At 69.1% G+C, this 17941-nt stretch carries 19 protein-coding genes; 17 read left to right on the forward strand and 2 right to left on the reverse strand.

Annotated features, from left to right (window positions below; all coding sequences use genetic code 11):
* The 10 genes from AB0B35_RS34280 to AB0B35_RS34325 all read left to right on the forward strand — a co-directional run bounded on the left by AB0B35_RS34280 (nucleotide 1) and on the right by AB0B35_RS34325 (nucleotide 6338).
* Nucleotides 1–792 carry a class I SAM-dependent methyltransferase gene (locus tag AB0B35_RS34280; RefSeq protein ID WP_361053656.1) on the forward strand — a complete coding sequence of 264 codons (792 nt, stop codon included), beginning with the start codon at nucleotides 1–3 and terminating at the stop codon, nucleotides 790–792.
* 166 nt (nucleotides 793–958) lie between these two features.
* Complete coding sequence (locus tag AB0B35_RS34285) at nucleotides 959–1384, forward strand: hypothetical protein (protein WP_361053659.1); 426 nt, start codon at nucleotides 959–961, stop codon at nucleotides 1382–1384.
* A 401-nt stretch (nucleotides 1385–1785) separates the two neighbouring features.
* Nucleotides 1786–2163: a hypothetical protein gene (locus AB0B35_RS34290; protein ID WP_360538299.1), complete on the forward strand. Its 378-nt coding sequence runs from the start codon at nucleotides 1786–1788 to the stop codon at nucleotides 2161–2163.
* Nucleotides 2164–2171: 8 nt separating this feature from the next.
* Entirely contained in the window at nucleotides 2172–3137 is a 966-nt protein-coding gene (locus AB0B35_RS34295; RefSeq protein WP_361053662.1) for a hypothetical protein, read from the forward strand.
* Nucleotides 3138–3190: 53 nt separating this feature from the next.
* Nucleotides 3191–3571 (forward strand): roadblock/LC7 domain-containing protein, encoded by a 381-nt coding sequence (locus tag AB0B35_RS34300; RefSeq protein ID WP_360538295.1) that lies wholly within the window; start codon nucleotides 3191–3193, stop codon nucleotides 3569–3571.
* A 41-nt stretch (nucleotides 3572–3612) separates the two neighbouring features.
* Complete coding sequence (locus AB0B35_RS34305) at nucleotides 3613–3984, forward strand: hypothetical protein (RefSeq protein ID WP_361053665.1); 372 nt, start codon at nucleotides 3613–3615, stop codon at nucleotides 3982–3984.
* Between the two features lie 316 nt (nucleotides 3985–4300).
* The gene (locus tag AB0B35_RS34310; protein WP_361053668.1) at nucleotides 4301–4726 is read left to right on the forward strand and encodes a DUF6232 family protein; all 426 of its coding nucleotides are present in this window, start codon (nucleotides 4301–4303) and stop codon (nucleotides 4724–4726) included.
* A gap of 130 nt (nucleotides 4727–4856) precedes the next feature.
* Complete coding sequence (locus AB0B35_RS34315) at nucleotides 4857–5747, forward strand: helix-turn-helix transcriptional regulator (RefSeq protein ID WP_361053671.1); 891 nt, start codon at nucleotides 4857–4859, stop codon at nucleotides 5745–5747.
* Nucleotides 5748–5812: 65 nt separating this feature from the next.
* Complete coding sequence (locus AB0B35_RS34320) at nucleotides 5813–6007, forward strand: DUF397 domain-containing protein (protein WP_361053802.1); 195 nt, start codon at nucleotides 5813–5815, stop codon at nucleotides 6005–6007.
* Between the two features lie 136 nt (nucleotides 6008–6143).
* Nucleotides 6144–6338 carry a DUF397 domain-containing protein gene (locus AB0B35_RS34325; RefSeq protein ID WP_361053674.1) on the forward strand — a complete coding sequence of 65 codons (195 nt, stop codon included), beginning with the start codon at nucleotides 6144–6146 and terminating at the stop codon, nucleotides 6336–6338.
* A 185-nt stretch (nucleotides 6339–6523) separates the two neighbouring features.
* Here AB0B35_RS34325 and AB0B35_RS34330 read toward each other — a convergent pair whose 3' ends face one another.
* Complete coding sequence (locus AB0B35_RS34330) at nucleotides 6524–7450, reverse strand: site-2 protease family protein (RefSeq protein ID WP_361053678.1); 927 nt, start codon at nucleotides 7448–7450, stop codon at nucleotides 6524–6526.
* 71 nt (nucleotides 7451–7521) lie between these two features.
* Between AB0B35_RS34330 and AB0B35_RS34335 the strand changes: the two genes are divergently transcribed.
* Nucleotides 7522–8202 carry a VOC family protein gene (locus AB0B35_RS34335; RefSeq protein ID WP_361053681.1) on the forward strand — a complete coding sequence of 227 codons (681 nt, stop codon included), beginning with the start codon at nucleotides 7522–7524 and terminating at the stop codon, nucleotides 8200–8202.
* A gap of 54 nt (nucleotides 8203–8256) precedes the next feature.
* Here AB0B35_RS34335 and AB0B35_RS34340 read toward each other — a convergent pair whose 3' ends face one another.
* Nucleotides 8257–8814, reverse strand: coding sequence for a TetR family transcriptional regulator (locus tag AB0B35_RS34340; RefSeq protein ID WP_361053684.1), 558 nt, complete (start codon nucleotides 8812–8814; stop codon nucleotides 8257–8259).
* Nucleotides 8815–8869: 55 nt separating this feature from the next.
* On the opposite strand from AB0B35_RS34340, the gene AB0B35_RS34345 reads away from it, so the two are divergent.
* The 6 genes from AB0B35_RS34345 to AB0B35_RS34370 all read left to right on the forward strand — a co-directional run bounded on the left by AB0B35_RS34345 (nucleotide 8870) and on the right by AB0B35_RS34370 (nucleotide 17940).
* Complete coding sequence (locus AB0B35_RS34345; protein WP_361053687.1) at nucleotides 8870–9931, forward strand: FAD-dependent monooxygenase; 1062 nt, start codon at nucleotides 8870–8872, stop codon at nucleotides 9929–9931.
* Between the two features lie 299 nt (nucleotides 9932–10230).
* Nucleotides 10231–11241: a LacI family DNA-binding transcriptional regulator gene (locus tag AB0B35_RS34350; RefSeq protein ID WP_361053690.1), complete on the forward strand. Its 1011-nt coding sequence runs from the start codon at nucleotides 10231–10233 to the stop codon at nucleotides 11239–11241.
* Between the two features lie 271 nt (nucleotides 11242–11512).
* Nucleotides 11513–12871, forward strand: coding sequence for an extracellular solute-binding protein (locus AB0B35_RS34355; RefSeq protein ID WP_361053693.1), 1359 nt, complete (start codon nucleotides 11513–11515; stop codon nucleotides 12869–12871).
* 105 nt (nucleotides 12872–12976) lie between these two features.
* Nucleotides 12977–13939 (forward strand): sugar ABC transporter permease, encoded by a 963-nt coding sequence (locus AB0B35_RS34360; protein WP_361053696.1) that lies wholly within the window; start codon nucleotides 12977–12979, stop codon nucleotides 13937–13939.
* Between the two features lie 11 nt (nucleotides 13940–13950).
* Complete coding sequence (locus AB0B35_RS34365; RefSeq protein ID WP_361053699.1) at nucleotides 13951–14838, forward strand: carbohydrate ABC transporter permease; 888 nt, start codon at nucleotides 13951–13953, stop codon at nucleotides 14836–14838.
* Nucleotides 14839–14979: 141 nt separating this feature from the next.
* A complete protein-coding gene (locus AB0B35_RS34370) occupies nucleotides 14980–17940 on the forward strand; it encodes a carbohydrate-binding protein (RefSeq protein WP_361053702.1) in 2961 nt (986 codons plus the stop codon).
* Nucleotide 17941 lies beyond the last annotated feature (1 nt).

Consider the following 17941-nt stretch of genomic DNA (forward strand, 5'->3'; position numbering starts at 1 on the left):
GTGGCGGATCTCTGGACGGCAGGCGTTGCGTACGAGGTCTACATGGGCCGGTGGAGCGCGCGGATCGCCGACGCGTTCGTGCGCCTGCTGGCGGTGCCGTCCGGGCGTAGCTGGCTGGACGTGGGCTGCGGCACCGGCGCGCTGACCGCCGCGGTGCTCGCGCGGGCCGAGCCGTCCCGGGTGACCGGGGTCGATCCCGCGGAAGGTTTCCTGGCCCACGCGCGCACCCGCGTCACCGATCCGCGGGTGACGTTCTACAGCGGCGACGCCCGGTCGCTGCCGGTGCCCGACGGCTCCTTCGACGCCGTGGTCAGCGGCCTGATGCTCAACTTCGTGCCCGAGCCCGAGCAGGCCGTGGCCGAATGCGTGCGCGCCGCGGCGCCGGGCGGCGCGGTCGCCGCCTACGTCTGGGACTACGCCGAGGGTATGGCGCTGCTGCGGCATTTCTGGGACGCGGCCGCCGCGGGCGACCCGGCCGCCGCACCGCTCGACGAGGGCCGCCGCTTCCCGCTGTGCCGACCCGAGCCGCTGTCGGACCTGTGGACCCGTGCGGGCCTGTCCGCCGTGACGGTGCGCCCGGTCGAGGCGGTCGCCGTGTTCACCGACTTCGCCGACCTGTGGACGCCGTTCCTCGGCGGGCAGGGTCCCGCACCCGGTCACGTCGCCACGCTGTCCGCGGCCGACCGGGACGCGCTGCGTGACCGGCTCCACGACGCGCTGCCCGTCGCCGCCGACGGAACCATCACACTGCCCGCACGAGCCTGGGCCGTCAGCGGCGTACGCCCCAGCTGACCTGGACAGACGTTCCGCCGGCGGCCGTCCGGGCCCTGCCGGAACGCGCCGCGTGCCGTCATGTCCCCTCCGGACGGAGGTTAGCGGCCCGCTGAGCGGGTATCCGGTTCGCAACGGGCCGCCGTTCCCTTCAGGCGTGCTCGGCGCGACAGAGGAGGGCAGCTCAATGGCCAAGAACAGCAACGGAGTCGCCGCTTCGGCGGAGCAGCTCAAGCACACCCTGGCCGAGTCGGGCCGCGCGGTCGCCGCGCAGGCCGGTGAGGTCGGGCACACGCTGGCCGAGTCGGGTCGCGCGGTCGCCGCGCAGGCCGGTGAGGTCGGGCACACGCTGGCCGAGTCGGGCCGCACCGTCGCCGCACAGGCCGGTGAGGTCAAGGACCAGGTCGCTGCGACGGCGGTGCTGGCCAAGGACAGGGCCGGCGAGGTCGTGCACGACCTGGCCGACCGGATGCCGTCCAGCTCGCAGGAGTGGGAGGAGATGGGCCGCGACGTGATGCACAGCGTCCGCCGCAACCCGCGACCCTGGCTCATCGGCGCGGCGGTGGTCACCGTCGTCTGGTGGCTGGGCCGCAAGTCCAAGCGGTCCCACTGATCGCGAGCAGTGCCGCACCAGGCGGGCGGGCCGTGTCACCTGACACGGCCCGCCCGCTGTTCGCGTGGAGCACGGTGCTGGTCGCCATAGGACAGTTCGTTGCGCGACGCAACCCCCTGGTGACGGACAGCTTGTGCGATTCGTCGAGGTGGAACGTGCGTAACCTGCCGAGCGGTCGGGAGTTGGTGAGGCTCTCGGCATTCCTGCTGTCGGACCATCTATATACGACTTCAATGGCCTTTCGGGCAGAAGTTGCGAACGAATAGTTTTCACCTGAACCATCCTTTATCTCGGTCACCTGTTGTAGTCTTCACCGAGCTAACCGTTACTGCCGTGGCGTTTTCGCGCGTTCGGTGGCGACGTGAATCGTGGGTGGCGTCATGAACTTCTGGGGAGCGGGTGTGCTTGACATCGACGAATGTCTTCACCGTCTGATGGCCCTCCAGGGCGTCCACGGCGCCAGTCTCATCGACTTCCCCAGCGGCTCGGTCATCGGCGCGGCCGGGCGCGGGCCGGGCAGTCGCGACGACACCCCCGCCGACGCGGTCGGCATGATCCACGCGACCATGCAGACCGCCGCGTTCGCGACGGTCGGCCAGCCCGCCCACGTCGAGGACATCGTGATCACAGCGGGCAACGGATACCACGTCATGCGGCTGCTCTCGACGGAGGTCGAAGCGCGCCTGGTGCTCTACGTCTGGCTCGACCGCGCGGTCGGCAACCTGGTCATGGCGCAGCGGCAGCTCAGCGCGATCGCGTCCCAGTTCAGCGCGAACTGACCCGGCGCATGTCGAAGAGCTCACGCCCGCCCCTGCTGCGGGAGTCCCTGGAACCGTGGTGCGCGGCCGGGGTCACCGGCGCGCTGCGTGTCCTCGACCCGCCCGGCGGCGTCGTGTACGTCGTCGACGGCCGGATCGCCTACGCCGAGACCCCCGTCGCGTCCGGAGTGGAACGACTGCTCACCGCCTCCGGCAGGCTGCCCGCCGACGCCTGGCGGGCCGCCGTCACCGCGGGCCGCGCCCAGCACCGCATCGGGCCCGAACTCGTCGACGCCGGCCTGGTCACCCAGACCGAGCTGGAAGCCCTCGGCGTGATCGCCCTGTACGACGCGGCATTCTTCCTGTTCGACCTCGTGGTGTCGGCGCACTTCGAACACCGCGCCCGGCACCCCGTCGGCCACCTGCGCACCCTCGACCTGCGCTCGGTCTGCCAGGAGGTGGACCGGCGCAAGCGACTGCTCGCCGACGCGTGGCCGGACGCCGCCATCGACACCGCCGCCGTGCTGCCCCAGCGCAGGCTGCGCTCGCAGTGCGTGGCGCTCACCGCGCTGCAGTGGGAGGTGGTGGCCAACGCCGACCGCCGCCGCAGCCCGATCGACCTGGCCCGGCTGCTCGGCCGCGACACGTTCACGGTCATGCTCGAAGTGCGCCGGATGGCGCGCACCGGCCTGGTCGAGCCCGGCCGTCCCGGCGGCTCCGCGGCGGCCGAATCCGTCGCCACGGTGCGCGCGAAAGCCGCCGCCGACGTGGCCACGACCGCGCTGCCCATCGTGCAGTCGGCACGACACGCGAGGCCCGAACCCGAACCCGAGCGTGCTCCCGATCCGCCTGCCGCGCAGGCTCCACACGTCCCGCTGCCGCGGCGAGCACTGCGCCACGAGGCCGCTCCGCGCCCCGAACTCGCCGGCATGCCGGACACCCGTGTGTCCGAGCAGATCCTCACCCGACTCATCGCGGGGCTGGGTGCGCTGTGATGCGAGACCTTCTGAGATCGGTCCTACGCGGTAGGAGGAGAGGAGTCGTCCCTTTGGCCCCAGACAGTCTGGTGTTCGTCGAGATACGCGAGCTGCGCCTGCGGCTGCCACACGTGGTCGGCGTACTCGTCGCGAGCGTCGACGGGCTGCTCATCGCGCACGACGCCGAATGTGTCGAGCCAGAGGTGTTCGCGGCGATGTCCGCCGCGCAGCTCGGCCTGGGGCAGCAGATCATCGCCACGGTGCGCTCAGGGGAGTTCCGGGAGACGGTGACCACCGCCAGCAACGGCTACGTCGCGATCTTCGCCGCCGGCGCGTCGGCGCTGCTCACCGTCATCGCCGGGCGCGAACTCAACGTCGCCCGACTGCACCACGAGGCACGACCCGTGGCCGCACGCATCGGGGAACTCGTCCAGCACGTCGAGACCCGCTGAACAACCGACCATCCTTCGTCGAACGAAAATGAGGATCCACCATGGCTGACATGGAAAGCTCGCTGCAGGAAGCGATGCAGATCGAGGGCGCGGTGGGCGTCGCGCTCGTGGACTACACCAGCGGCATGGCGCTCGGGGCGCTCGGCAGCTCCAAGGAGATGGACCTGACCATCGCCGCGGCCGGCAACACCGACGTGGTCCGGGCCAAGCTGCGCACCCTGGAGATGCTCAAGCTCAAGGACACCATCGAGGACATCTTGATCACCCTCGGCGTGCAATATCACGTCATCAGGCCGCTGACCAGCCGTAACACTCAAGGGCTGTTCCTGTACCTGGTGCTCTCGCGGTCTCGGGCCAACCTCGCCATGGCGCGGCACAAGCTCAGGACCATCGAGGAGGGGCTGCAGATGTGACCGCCGCCGATCTCATCGCCGATGGCTGGATGCGTTGTGTGCCAAGCCATCGGCGGTGGGGCGGTCGTGATAGGACGTGATTCACTTTAATGTTCGTTCAAATCTGCGGTACCGCAGATTGCGGTATGGCGATCAACGATCGTCCATCTCATACTGAGCAGTAAGGAAGCGGCCGTGCTTCCTGGAACAGGAACAGCGCCCGGCTGGCACCGAGCGCCGTTCTTGGCCTCGTCCCGTGCAGGGAAGGAGGACTGACTCATGTCAACTTTACGAATGCAACTCTCTCCCTGCAAGGGCTGTTCAAGGGAGAGGGAGGATGCCCGTCTACTACCGGGGGCCATGCGCCCACATCGATCACCGGTACTTCGAGGTGTTCGAGCCTGAGCCCCGCAGGTTCGCCCTGGGCGGACTGCACGGGGTGCACATCGTCTGCGTTCCGTCCGTGCGGGGCGGCGGTGGCGGAGCCGCCACGCGGCTGTACGCGACGGGCACCGCCGGGGTCGCGGTGGCGACGGTCTGGCCGGCGCTCGGGACGGGGGCGATGTCGGTCGCGGCGACCGTCGCGGCGGCGATCCTGGTCGGAGCCCGCGGGTGCTGGGGGACCAGGACCCACTCGTTCGAGTTGTACGGGCTCTATCGCGGGGTCTACCAGCTGCTGTTCGCGACGACCGACGAGCGGATGTTCGAGCAGGTCAGGAGGGGTCTGGTGCGAGCGATGGAGTACCAGGCGGACACGAAATGACGTCACCTTCGCGGTGATGGTGTCCTATCGGGATGCCGCGGTGTAGCGTCTGTGCGTTGCATAAAACAGCGGCATCCCACTCTGCAGTATGGCTGGATCGCGAGGGCGGGAGAAACCGGGAGGGGCTGCCATGGCGTCGGCTGATGCGCCCGTAGTGGCCCGCCGCCGACTTCGCATCGTGCTTCGTGGGCTTCGAGAAGCGGCCGACCTGACGCAAGGCGATGTCGCCACTGCACTCGACTGGTCGCTGTCGAAGGTGCAGCGGATCGAAAGTGGTGAAGTCACCATTTCGAGCACGGATCTGAGGGCACTGCTCGACAAGCTTGACGTCACGGATCAGGAAAGGGTCGCTCAACTCGTCTCGGATGCGAAGGTCGCTCGACGGCGCGTCGCCGGATGGTGGGATGAGCCAGGTTTCCGGTCCCACCTGACGCCCGGAACGGCGCAACTGATGCAGTTCGAGAGTCAAGCGACCACCATCCGAATGTTCGCTTCCATCATCATTCCGGGTGTGCTGCAGACTCGCCGGCATGCTGACGCGGTGCTCGCGTTCTGGCACAGCGACGTCAACGCGCTCACTGACCAGCAGCGGGCTGCTCGTCTGGAAGTGCGATTGCGTCGGCACAGGCACGTCTTCGAGCGCCCTGACCCGCCTGCCTATCTACTGACCATCGACGAGTCCGCGCTCTACCGCGTGAGTGGAGCAGAGGTGGCGGTCGAACAGCTCCAGCATCTTTTGAACCACATCGTGACCGGCAAGCTGAGTCTGCGCATTCTGCCGGTTGGGCCGACCGGGGCAGCGACGCTTGGACCGTTCACGCTGCTGGAGCTGGACACCGAGGGTGACGCCGTGCTTTACCGCGAGAGCTGGTCGGTCGATGAAGTAGTCGACGACCCGGCTGAGGTCGCGCAGCATCGTCGCATATTCGACGAGCTCACGCGCCGTTCGTACTCGGCGGAGCGATCAACCCGCGTCCTTGAGGCGCGCATCGCAGCGGTCCGCGCCGAGATAGATAACTAAGCGGCGGTTGCCGCTGAAGAACCACCCAGGTTCAGAGGAGAAAGGTTTCAGGTATCCGCGTGTCCATCACAGAACCATTCGTCGACTGGCGCAAGAGCCAGCGCTGCGGCGACCAAGCGTGCGTCGAGGTAGCGCAGCTCGGCCAGGACGTTATTCTGCGCGACTCGAAGGATCGGGAGGGTCCGGTCCTTCGATTCACGCGTGCGGAGTGGGACGCCTTCGTCGAGGGGGTGGAAGCGGGCGATTTCGCCTTCGGCTGATCGTTTCCGCTTCGGGTCCGTCTCCAGATCGAGGAGACGGACCCGTGCTGTTGTGCCAATCGGTCCGATCGGTGTTCGTCGGTGCGTCTGCCGCTTGTAGGCTGGACTGCCAGTCACCCGATGAAAGGGTCAACCCATGCCATCGGATAGTCAGGATGTTGAATGGCGCATCGGTTCCCACTGTGACTCCGGCGGCTGCGTCGAGGTCGGCATGGGCGGCGATGAAGTGCGCCTGCGGCGGGCTCGGACCGAGGAACCTGTCGTCGTCTTCACGCGGGACGAATGGACGGCGTTCCTTAACTCTGCCAAGGACGGCGAGTTCGACCTCTGACCCCAAAGGTAAGACGCGGCTAGTGCAGAGATGCGCGGCAGTCAGCGGCGACGGCCGGGACCGGCAGCGCGATGAGTTCGCGAGCCAGGACGGTGACCGCCATCTCTGTCACGTATCCGAGGGCTACGGTGGCCGACGTGGTGACGACGAGGTCACCCGTCCGGTCTCGAACGTCAGTTCCGGGGTCACCAGCTCTTCCAGAACTGGAACAGGTGGCCGCCGTAGCCGGCCAGGCTGCCCGGCACGCCCGAGACGTCGAAGAAGAAGATGGTCGCCTCGCCGAACAGGTCTCGCGCCAGGGGGATGTACAGCAGGGCGAAGACGATCAGGATGCCAAATGGCTTGATCTTGCTCCCTGCATGACGTGCGCTGGACGACAGGTATGGCTCGATCATCCCGTACCCGTCCAGGCCCGGCACCGGCAGCAGGTTGAGGATCGCCGTCGCGACCTGCAGGTACGCGAGGAAGGCCAGCCCCGACCAGAAGACCAGGTGCGTGTCCGCCCAGTCGAGGAACGTCGGCCCCGCCAGCGCGAGCACGGTGAGCAGCCCAATCGAGGCGACGACGTTCACCGCGGGACCGGCCGCGGAGACCAGCGCGTCGCGGAAGCGGTTGCGCAACCGGTGGCTTTCGATCATCACGGCGCCGCCGGGCAGCGGCAGCCCGCCGATGAGCAGGTACAGCATCGGCAGCAGCAGCGTGAGCACCGGGTGCCCGTACTTGCGCGGGTCGAGGCGCAGGTAGCCCTTCTCGGCGACGGTGTGGTCGCCACCCCGGTGGGCGGTCAGCGCGTGGGAGAACTCGTGCAGGCAGAGCGTGACCAGCCAGCCCGACAGCCCGAAGAAGAACACGACCAGGGACGGGTGCCCGACGCCGGTCCACATCGCGCCGGCGCTGACCAGCATGACGACGACGAGCGCGACGAAGATGAGCGAGATTCCGCCCCGCGGTTCAGGAGAGCGCCAGGGGCGGGGCGTGCGCGCCGGCCGCAGTGAGGGCATCCGCCGCTGTCGTACGACCTGGTTTTCGATCGCCTTGGCGCGCTTGGTCCAGTCCTCCTCGGCCGCGAGCCGGTCGAGTGGATCGTCGTGTTGCCCGTGCCCAGCGCTCATGGCGGGCAAGGCTACCCGAGCCGACCCCATGAACGCTGTACCCGCGCGTCGTGCCCTGGCAGCATCAGGGCATGAGCGAAACGGTCCTCACCCGGCAGCAGGCGTCCGAGGCGGTCACGGATCACGGCTGGCGGTTCGTGCTCGGTTCACTGTGTACAGCCGTGGCGGTGTCGTCCCTGGCGCAGGCGGCAGAGGTGGCCGCGCTCGCCGTTGCGGCCGCGGGCCCGGGGGCCGAGGAGCGGCTGCTGCTCGACCTGCGGGGTGACCGGGTCCTGTTGACGGTGCAGGTGCCCGGTGCGATGCGGGTGACCGGCCGGGAGACCGCGCTGGCGGTACGGGTGTCGGCCGCGTTGACCGAGGCCGGGTACACCACCGACGCGGTCGGTGGGCCGAAGCGCGCCGTGCAGTTGCTGGAGATCGCTGTGGACGCCCTCGACATCGCCGCGGTGCGCCCGTTCTGGCTGGCCGTCCTCGGTTACGACGAGGTGGGCGACGATCCGGGAGCGGCCGTCGTCGACCCGTACGGCCAGGGCCCGGCGGTGTGGTTCCAGCAGATGGACTCCCCGCGCACCCAGCGCAACCGCATCCACCTCGACATCTCGGTGCCCCACGACGAGGCCGACCGGCGCGTCGCGGCGGCCGTCGCCGCCGGCGGGCGGGTGGTCTACGACAAGGAAGCGCCCGCGTTCCGGGTGCTCGCCGACCCCGAGGGCAACGAGGTATGCGTGACGACCTGGCTCGGCCGCGACTGACAACCGGCGGTTGCGAGCTGCCGGTGCCGCGAGAGCGGCCGCTCGACCGGCGGATCAAGTGGTCGTCATCCCGCGCAGCGTGGTGAGGATGGACGGGGTCGGGTCGAAGTCGGGTTCGGGGCAGGCGAGCTGGATCGCGACCAGGCCGTCGATCAGGGCGAGCACGGTCAGGTAGTCGGCGGCGGGGGCGGTGGAGCCGAACTGGGCGAGCCACGGCTCGCCCCACGCCGCCAGCCGGTGCCGCGCCGCGCGGATCTTCTCCTGCAGTCCGGGATGGAAGGCCGCCTCGTGGAAGATCGCGTGCCGGGCCAGGGTCAGCGCCCTGGCCGGGCCGGTCACCTCGCCGACCATATCCCCTATGAGCTGGGCGAACTGTTCCAGCGAGCGGGGCGGACGCTGTCCGGCGAGGCGTGACCACACCGCTGTCTCGATCTCGACGAGCTGGTCGAGGATGCCGCCGACCAGGGCTTCCCGGGTGCGGAAGCTGTTCGACGTCGAGCCCTCCGGCAGTCCGGCCTGGGCGTCGACCGCGCGATGGGTGAGCGCGCGCAGCCCTTTCGTGCCGAGTACGGCGATGGCTGCGTCGAGGATCTGCTCCCGGCGGTCGGACATGAGATTCATACTACAGCTGTAGTCAGGGCTACTACAGCTGTAGTACGTTCGGGGCATGACGAGAACAGCGGCCGTCGTGGGTGGCGGCATCGGCGGTCTGGTGACCGCCATCGGCCTGCGGGCCGCCGGCTGGCAGGTCAAGGTGTACGAGCGCAGCGACACCCTGCCGACCGCCGGCACCGGCCTGGGCATCTGGCCCTCGGCGCTGCGCGCGCTCGACGGGATCGGCATCGGCGCGGCCGTGCGCGCCGCCGGGCTGCCCCAGCGCAACGGCGCGATCCGCCGGCCCGACGGTTCGCGCATCGTCACCCTCGACATGGACAAGGTGCGCGAGCGCCACGGCGAGCCGGTCCACCTGGTGGCGCGGCCCGCCCTGCTCGGCGTGCTCAGCCAGGCACTGCCGGACGGGGTGGTCCGCTTCGGCCACGCCGTCGGCGACATCACCGAGCTGCGCCGCGACAACGATGTGGTGGTGGCGGCCGACGGCATCGGCAGCCGGATCCGCACCGCGCTGTTCGGCGAGCGGCACGGCCTGCGCTACGCGGGCGCGACCGTCTGGCGCGGCACCGCCGACCTGGACATCGAGCTCGGCGGCGAGACCTGGGGCGTCGGCGCCCGCTTCGGGATCACGCCGCAGGGGCCGGGTCGCACCAACTGGTACGCCGTGCTGACCGCCCCCGAGGGCTACCAGCCCGCGCTCGACGGCCCTGACGAGCTGCGCCGCGTGTTCGGCCACTGGCACGATCCCATCCCGGCCGTGCTCGACCGGTACGCCACCTCGCACGTCATCCGGCACGACCTGCACCATCTCGCTCCTGCGCTGCCGTCGTACACGTCGGGCAACGTGGCGCTGCTCGGCGACGCGGCCCACGCCATGACGCCGGACCTGGGGCAGGGCGCGTGTCAGGCGATCATCGACGGGGTCGCGCTGGCCCGGTGCCTGTCCGGCGGCGACGTGGCGGCCGGACTGCGGGCGTACGACCGTGAGCGCCGCCGCCCCACTCAGCGCCTGGCCACCGCCTCCCTCCTGGTCAACCGCATGGCCCAGGCCCGCCGCTTCCTCCCCCTCCGCGACACCACCCTCCGCCTCGCCCTCTCCCTCGGCCCACCCGCCTGACCCCTCGCTCCCCGCCGCGTTGATCATGAACTTATGGCACGGCTCGGCGGCGTGTCGCGGGCCTAACCTCATGATCGATTGCGGGCCGTTCGGGTGGTGGCCGGGGATGGCGAGCTCCTGCGTTGGTCAACAGGAGGTTGTGGACACGACACGCCGCCGACCCTTGCCATAAGTTCATGATCAACGCGGCGGGGCGCGGCGGGGCGGGGTGGGAGGGGTGGTGAGCTGGGGGGATGGGGGTGTGCAACGGGTTGCGTGGGGTGGGTTGGTTTTTGCATTGGGTGCTGTAAGATGCGGGGGTGACGACGAGCAGGCTTTCGGCGGTGGCGAAGTTCGCGGGGGTGTCCGAGGCGACCGTCAGCCGGGTGCTGCGGGGCAAGCCGGGGGTTTCCCAGGTGACCCGGGATGCGGTGCTGACGGCGCTGGACGTGTTCGGGTTCGCTCGGCCGGAGCCGGTGCGCAGTGAACGGGCGCGGCTGATCGGGCTGGTGGTGCCGGATCTCAGCAATCCGATCTTTCCGGCGTTCGCCGAGGTGATCGGGGTGTCGCTGATCCAGCGCGGGCTGGTGCCGGTGCTCTGCACGCGTACGTCCGACGGGGTGTCCGAGGCGCACTACATCGAGATGCTGCTGGCGCAGCAGGTCGGCGGGATCGTGTTCGTGGGCAGCAGCTATGCCGACGCGGGACCGGCCGCGATCAAGCAGCTCACCGAGCGCAGGCTGCCGATAGTGCTGATCAACGCGGCCGACGAGAACCTCGGCGTGGCCCGGATCTGCGTCGACGACACAGGTGCGGCCGAGCAGGCGCTCGCGCACCTGGCGGGGCTGGGCCACGAGAAGATCGGGCTGATCCTCGGGCCGGTCGGGCACGTGCCGTCGGCCCGCAAGCTGGCCGGGTTCGCGAAGTTCTGGGAGGAGCGGGGCGAGACGCGGTGGCGGCGGTGGGTGGACCACACGGTGTTCACCGTCGAGGGCGGCCGGGGTGCGGCGAACCGGCTGCTCGCGGCCGGGTGCACCGGGCTGGTCTGCGCCAGTGACGCGCTGGCGCTGGGTGCCGTGCGGGCCGTACGCAAGCAGGGCCTGGAGGTCCCGGACGACGTGTCGGTGGTCGGCTTCGACGACTCGACCTTCATGGGCGTGACCGATCCGCCGCTGACCACGGTGCGCCAGCCGGTCCGGGCCATGGCCGGCGCCGCCGTGCTCTCCCTGCTGTCGCAGCTGGAGGGCCGTCCGGCGGCCTCCGAAGAGGTGCTCTTCGACCCTGAGCTGATCGTCCGCAGCACCACCGGCCCCTGCCCGGTGCCCGCCTGACCCGCTCCCACCTGCCGCAAGTCTTATAGAGTCGCGCCCTTCGGTGGCGGTCGTATTGATGAGTCACGAACTTGCGGTGCAGTGCAAGCCGATGGCAAACCGGCGGTCACGTTTTTGCGTCATCCTCTGGACTTCTGCGCGCGAGCGCGCCTATCCTTCTGCTCACGCCACGGCGCGGTAACCCCCGAGCGACGCGGCTGCAATGCGCGATTAACAAAACCGGAGCGCTCGCCGCTGCCGGAGTGTGCATACAGAAGGGATCGGAGAACCGATGAACCGACGTTTGCTCGGCAAGTCGCTGGCGCTCGCGCTGGTGGCCGGCACGACGATGCTCGGCGCGGCCTGCGCCGGCGATGAGCCGGAGACCCCCAGCGGTCCGGTGACCATCACCGTCAACGGGATGCCCCCGGCGACCGACGCGGTCAACCGCGCGAACTTCGAGGCCGACGTCAAGGCGTTCGAGGCGAAGTACCCGAACATCAAGATCGATGCCAAAGAGGGGTTCATGGACCCCCAGACGTTCGCCACCAAGCTGGCCGGAGGGCAGCTGGAGGACGTCTTCTACGTCTACCTGACCGACCCGGCGGCCCTGATCGCCAAGCGCCAGGTGCAGGACATCTCGGCGCAGCTCGCCGACTTTCCGTCGATCAAGGACGTCAAGCCGGACCTGATGAAGGTGTTCACCGGCGGCGACGGCAAGATCTACGGCGTTCCGGTGGCCAACTACTCGCTGGGTCTGGTGTACAACCGGACGCTGTTCACCAAGGCCGGTCTCGACCCGGCCAGCCCGCCGAAGACCTGGGAAGAGGTCCGCGAGGCCGCCAAGAAGATCACGGCGCTGGGCAACGGCGTCGTCGGCTACGGCGACTACAGCAAGAACAACACCGGTGGCTGGCACTTCACCGCCGAGATGTACTCGGTCGGCGGCGACGTGGCGGTCAAGGAGGGCGACACCTGGAAGGCCGCCTTCAACAACGACAAGGGCAAGCAGGTCCTGCAGCAGCTGAAGGACATGCGCTGGACGGACAACACGATGGGCCAGCGCCAGCTGCTGGAGTGGGCAGACCTGCTGCAGATGATGGCCTCGGGCAAGCTCGGCATGTACATCGGCTCCGCTGACAACTTCCCCGTCATCGTGAACCAGTACAAGGCCAAGTACGAGGACTTCGGTCTCGGCGGCATCCCGGGCGGCCAGGGCACCCTGGGCGGCGGCGACGGCTACATGTTCAAGGCCGGCCTCAGCCCGGAGAAGATCAAGGCTGGTCTGACCTGGCTGTCCTTCAAGGGTGGCGCGCTCGACCCGGACCGCATCGCGGCCGACAACGAGAAGGCGGCCGCCAAGGGCCAGCCGGTGGGCCTGCCGCAGCCGAACATCTGGACCGGCGCCTCGCTGGCCAAGTGGGAGGAGGCGACCAAGAAGCACGCCAACATCCCGTCGCAGAACTTCGGCCCGTTCCTGGCCACCGCCACCACCATCCCGCTGAAGCTGGAGCCGCCGCTGGCCCAGCAGATCTACGCGGTGCTGGACACGGCCATGCAGAAGGTGCTGACGGACCAGAACGCCGACATCAGCAAGCTGCTGGCCGACGCCGAGAAGCAGGTCAACCAGATCCTGTCGACCGTCAAGTGACGCGGTAGGGTCCCGGGCCGCGGGGGCGCCGGTGGCGAACGAGCCACCGGCGCCGGCCCGGGACCTGCCTCCCAGGTTCAGCACAGCAGGGAAGGAAGCACGACGATGACGGTGATCGCGCCGCAGAGCTCGGCAGCGGTGACACGGGGGACAGGGCGCGCCGGTGCGCCCGAGGGGCCGCGTTCGGCCCGCACGGCGCGGCTGCGCCGCAGGATCGGCGACAACCTCCAGGCGTACGCGTTCCTCGCGGCCGGCCTGCTCTGCTTCGCCCTGTTCTCCTGGTATCCGCTGGTCAAGGGCATCATCCTCAGCTTCCAGCAGGACAACTTCGTCACCGACCCGATCTGGGTCGGCATGGACAACTACACGGCCGTGCTCGACGACCCGCTGTTCGCCACCGCCTGGCTGAACACGCTGGAGTTCACCGGCCTGGCGCTGCTGTTCGGGTTCGCGGTGCCGTTCGTGCTGGCGCTGGTCATCAACGAGTTCCGGCACGCCAAGGGCTTCTTCCGGTTTGCGGTGTACCTGCCGGTGATGCTGCCGCCGATCGTCAGCGTGCTGCTCTGGCAGTACTTCTACGACCCCGGCAACGGCCTGTTCAACGCGATCCTGACCGGCGTCGGCCTGCCCGGCTCGGACTGGACCCAGTCGCCGAAGATGGCGATGATCTCGCTGGTGCTCGTCTCGACCTGGGCGAACATGGGCGGCGCGACCATCATGTACCTGGCCGGCCTGGCCGGCATCCCGGGCGAGCTGTACGAAGCCGCCGAGCTCGACGGCGCGACCGTGTGGCAGCGCGTCCGGCACGTGACGATCCCGCAGATGCGCTTCATCATGCTGGTCCTGCTGCTGCTGCAGATCGTCGCGACGATGCAGGTCTTCATCGAGCCGTACCAGCTCACCGGCACCACCAACCCCGAGACGATCACGGTGATGGTGCTGATCTACCGGTACGCGTTCACCATCAACAACGACTTCGGCATGGCCGCCGCGATGAGCGTGCTGCTGTTCATCGTGCTCGGCGCGTTCTCGGCCCTCTACCTGCGGCTCACCCGCAAGGCCGACTGAGAGGATCCCCGATGAGTTCCCTGACGCGATCCCTGATCTCCGACGCCGACCTGCGCCGCGGCCGCGGCCGCCTCGTGTACCGCCTGGTGCTGGGCACGATGGCGGTGCTCTTCCTGCTGATCTTCATCTTCCCGCTGTACTGGATGCTCACCGGCGCGATGAAGACGCCGATCGAACTGGCGCAGCCGTCGCCGACGCTGTGGCCGACCGAGTGGCACCCCGAGACCTACCTCGACGCGTGGAACCGGCTGGAGATCGGCCGCTACCTGCTCAACACCGCGGGCTACGCGCTCGGCGGCTGGCTGTTCCAGCTGATCGTGGACGTCGCTGCGGCGTACGCCCTGTCGAAGTTGCGGCCGGTGCTGGGCAACGTGGTGCTGGGCGGCATGCTGGCCAGCCTGATGCTGCCGGCCGCGGCGCTGCTGGTGCCCGCCTACCTGACCGTGGCCGAGGTGCCGGTCTTCGGGTTCAACCTGCTCAACACGCCGTGGGCGCTGTGGCTGCCGGGTGCGGCGAACGCGTTCAACATCTACGTGCTCAAGCGCTTCTTCGACCAGATCCCCAACGACCTGCTGGACTCGGCGGGCATCGACGGCGCGGGGCGGCTGCGGCTGCTGTGGCACATCATCCTGCCGCTGTCGCGCCCCGTGCTGGCGGTGGTCTCCATCTTCGCGATCATCGGATCGTGGAAGGACTTCCTCTGGCCGCTGCTGGTGCTGCAGGAGGCCGAGGGGCAGACCATCAGCGTGGCGCTGAGCCGGCTGGCCAGCACCGGCCGGGTCACCAACAACGAGATGTTCGCGGGCCTCGCGATCGCGAGCATACCCATGGTGATCATCTTCATGGTCTTCCAGCGCAGCATCCTCAACGGCCTGTCCGCCGGAGCCATCAAGGGCTGACCCGGCACACCTGAGACTTCCGGCCGCCCGAGCCGGAGAGAGATCCGCTCACGCACCGCCGCCCGGTTCCGCCATGCCCGGGGGCCGGTCGGTGCTGCTCCGCCACGGGGGACACACCGACGCAAGTGAAGGGAGTACGCAATGACGCTGCACCATCGCACCGCTCCACGCATCCCCGCTCGCACCCTGCTGGCCGCCTTCGCCGCGGCCGTGCTCACCCTGGGCGCAGGACTGCTCACGGCCCTGCCCGCGGCCGCCGCCACCACCATCTACCAGGCCGAATCGGCGTCGCTGTCCGGCGGGGCCGTGGTCGCCACCGACCACACCGGGTACACCGGCTCCGGGTTCGTCGGCGGTTACACCGACGGCAACAAGGGCAACGCGAACACGTCGTTCACCGTGAACGTGTCCGGCACGGCCAACCGCACGCTGACCCTGCGCTACGCCAACGGCACCACGGCGACCAGGACCCTGTCGCTGTACGTCAACGGGGCGAAGATCAAGCAGATCGGCCTCAACGCCACCGCCAACTGGGACTCCTGGGGGACCCAGGTCGAGACGGTTTCGCTGGCCAACGGCAACAGCACGGTGTCGTACAAGTTCGACAGCGCCGACTCGGGCAACGTCAACCTGGACAGCCTGACCGTCGCCGACATCGCCGCCCCGCCCGCGGGCCAGTACGAGGCCGAGTCGGCGTCGCTGTCCGGCGGCGCGACGGTCGCCACCGACCACCCGGGCTACACGGGCTCCGGGTTCGTCGGCGGCTACACCGACGGCAACAAGGGCAACGCGAACACGTCGTTCACCGTGAACGTCACGAGCGCGGGCACCGCCACGGTGACCGTGCGCTACGCCAACGGCACCGGCGCGAACATGACGCTGTCGCTGTACGTCAACGGCGGCAAGCTGCGCCAGATCAACCTCCCGGCCACCGCCAACTGGGACACCTGGGGCACCATCGCCGAGTCGGTGCCGCTGAATTCAGGGAACAACACGGTCGCGCTGAAGTTCGACAGCACCGACTCCGGCAACATCAACCTGGACAACATCACCGTGTCCGGGACGACGCAGCCGAGCCCGACGCCGACCCCGAGCACCAGCCCGACGCCGCCGCCGACCGGGGTGACGTACGAGCTGGAGACCGGCTTCCTCGCGGGCGGCACGTCGACCGCGACCGGCACCGGCGGCTACACCGGCACCGGTTACGTCACCGGCCTGACCACGGCCGGGGCCCGGGTCGTCCGGACCGTCAACGCCACCACGGCCGGGGCGACCACGGTGACGCTGCGCTACACCAACACCAACGGCGCGGCCCGCACCGTGTCGGTGTACGTCAACGACCTCAAGACCGGCCAGCTGTCGCTGCCCGCCGGGTCCGGCTGGCTCACCGCCGCGCAGAGCCTCACCCTGCGCGCCGGGCTGAACATCATCGCCTACCAGTACGACTCGGGCGACTCCGGCAACGTGCTGCTGGACAACGTCACCGTCGGCAGCGGCACCGCTCTGGCCACCCGTGGTGCGACGCTGCCGTACACCGTGTACGAGGCGGAGTCGGGCAGTACCAACGCTTCGCTGATCGGGCCGAACCGGGCCTACCTGTCCGAGCCGTCGGAGGCGTCCGGCCGCCGCGCCGTGAAGCTGTCGTCGACCGGCCAGTACGTGCAGGTCACGCTGACCAAGCCGGCCAACGCGTTCGTGATCCGCTACTCGATCCCGGACAACGCGGCGGGCACCGGCAACACCAACCCGCTCGCGCTGTACGCGGGCGGCACGAAGATCCAGGACGTCACCCTCAGCTCGGTCTACAGCTGGGTGTACGGGGCGTACCCGTACAACAACAACCCGGCCGGCGGCGAGCCGCACCGCTTCTTCGACGACGTGCGGGTGCTGCTCGGCACCACGTACCCGGCGGGCACGGTCATCAAGCTGCAGAAGGACGCGACCTCGTCGGCGTCGTACTACACGATCGACCTGATCGAGGCCGAGGTCGCCCCGGCGGCCCTGTCCGCCCCGGCCGACTACCTCACCGTGACCTCGTACGGGGCCGTCGCCAACGACACCGGTGACGACACCAACGCGTTCAACAGCGCCATCTCGGCGGCGCAGAGCCAGGGCAAGGGCCTGTGGGTGCCGGCCGGCACGTTCGTCACGAACGCCCGGCTCAACATCCAGAACGTCAGCCTGCGCGGCGCGGGCGTGTGGCACACCGTCATCAAGGGCACCAACGGCAAGGGCGGCTTCTTCGCCACCGGGTCGAACGTGCGGCTGGCAGACTTCACGCTGTCCGGCGACGTGCGCTACCGCGACGACAGCGCGTTCGACGCCGGCATCGAGGGCAACTTCGGCACCGGCTCGCTGGTCAGCAACGTCTGGATCGAGCACACCAAGGTCGGCATGTGGCCGACGACCGGCACCAACGGCCTCTATGTCGTCGGCACCCGGATGCGCAACATCTTCGCCGACGGCGTGAACGTCAACGGCGGCGCGACCAATGTGCGCGTGGACCAGAGCACGCTGCGCAACACCGGCGACGACGCGCTGGCCATGTGGTCCAACTCGGCGCCCGTCACGAACAGCGCGTTCACCTTCAACACGGTGGCGCTGCCGATGCTGGCCAACGGCGCGGCGATCTACGGCGGCAACGGCAACCGCGTCGAGGACAACCTGATCAGCGACTCGGTGTACGCCGGGTCCGGCATCGCCATCAGCACCTGGCACGGGGCGCTGCCGTTCAGCAACACCACCTCGGTGCAGCGCAACACGCTGACCCGCACGTCCAGCTTCGAGCGCAACTGGAACTCGTCACTGGGCGGCCTGTGGATCTACGCGGAGGCCACCGACATCACCGCGCCGGTGCTGGTCAAGGACGTCGACATCGTCGACTCCACGTACCAGGGCATCCTGCTCAGCTTCCAGCGCAACATCACCAACCTCACGCTCGACCACGTCACCGTCAACGGCGCCGGGACGTACGGGATCGAGCTCAACGCCGCTGGCAGCGCGTACGTCACGTACGTCACCGTCTCCGGCGCCGCGAGCGGCGGGTTGATCAACCGCCTGGGTTACACGCTCAACCGCGGCCCCGGCAACAGCGGCTTCTGAC

The sequence above is a fragment of the Catellatospora sp. NPDC049133 genome, from assembly GCF_040648455.1.
GTDB lineage: Bacteria > Actinomycetota > Actinomycetes > Mycobacteriales > Micromonosporaceae > Catellatospora > Catellatospora aurea.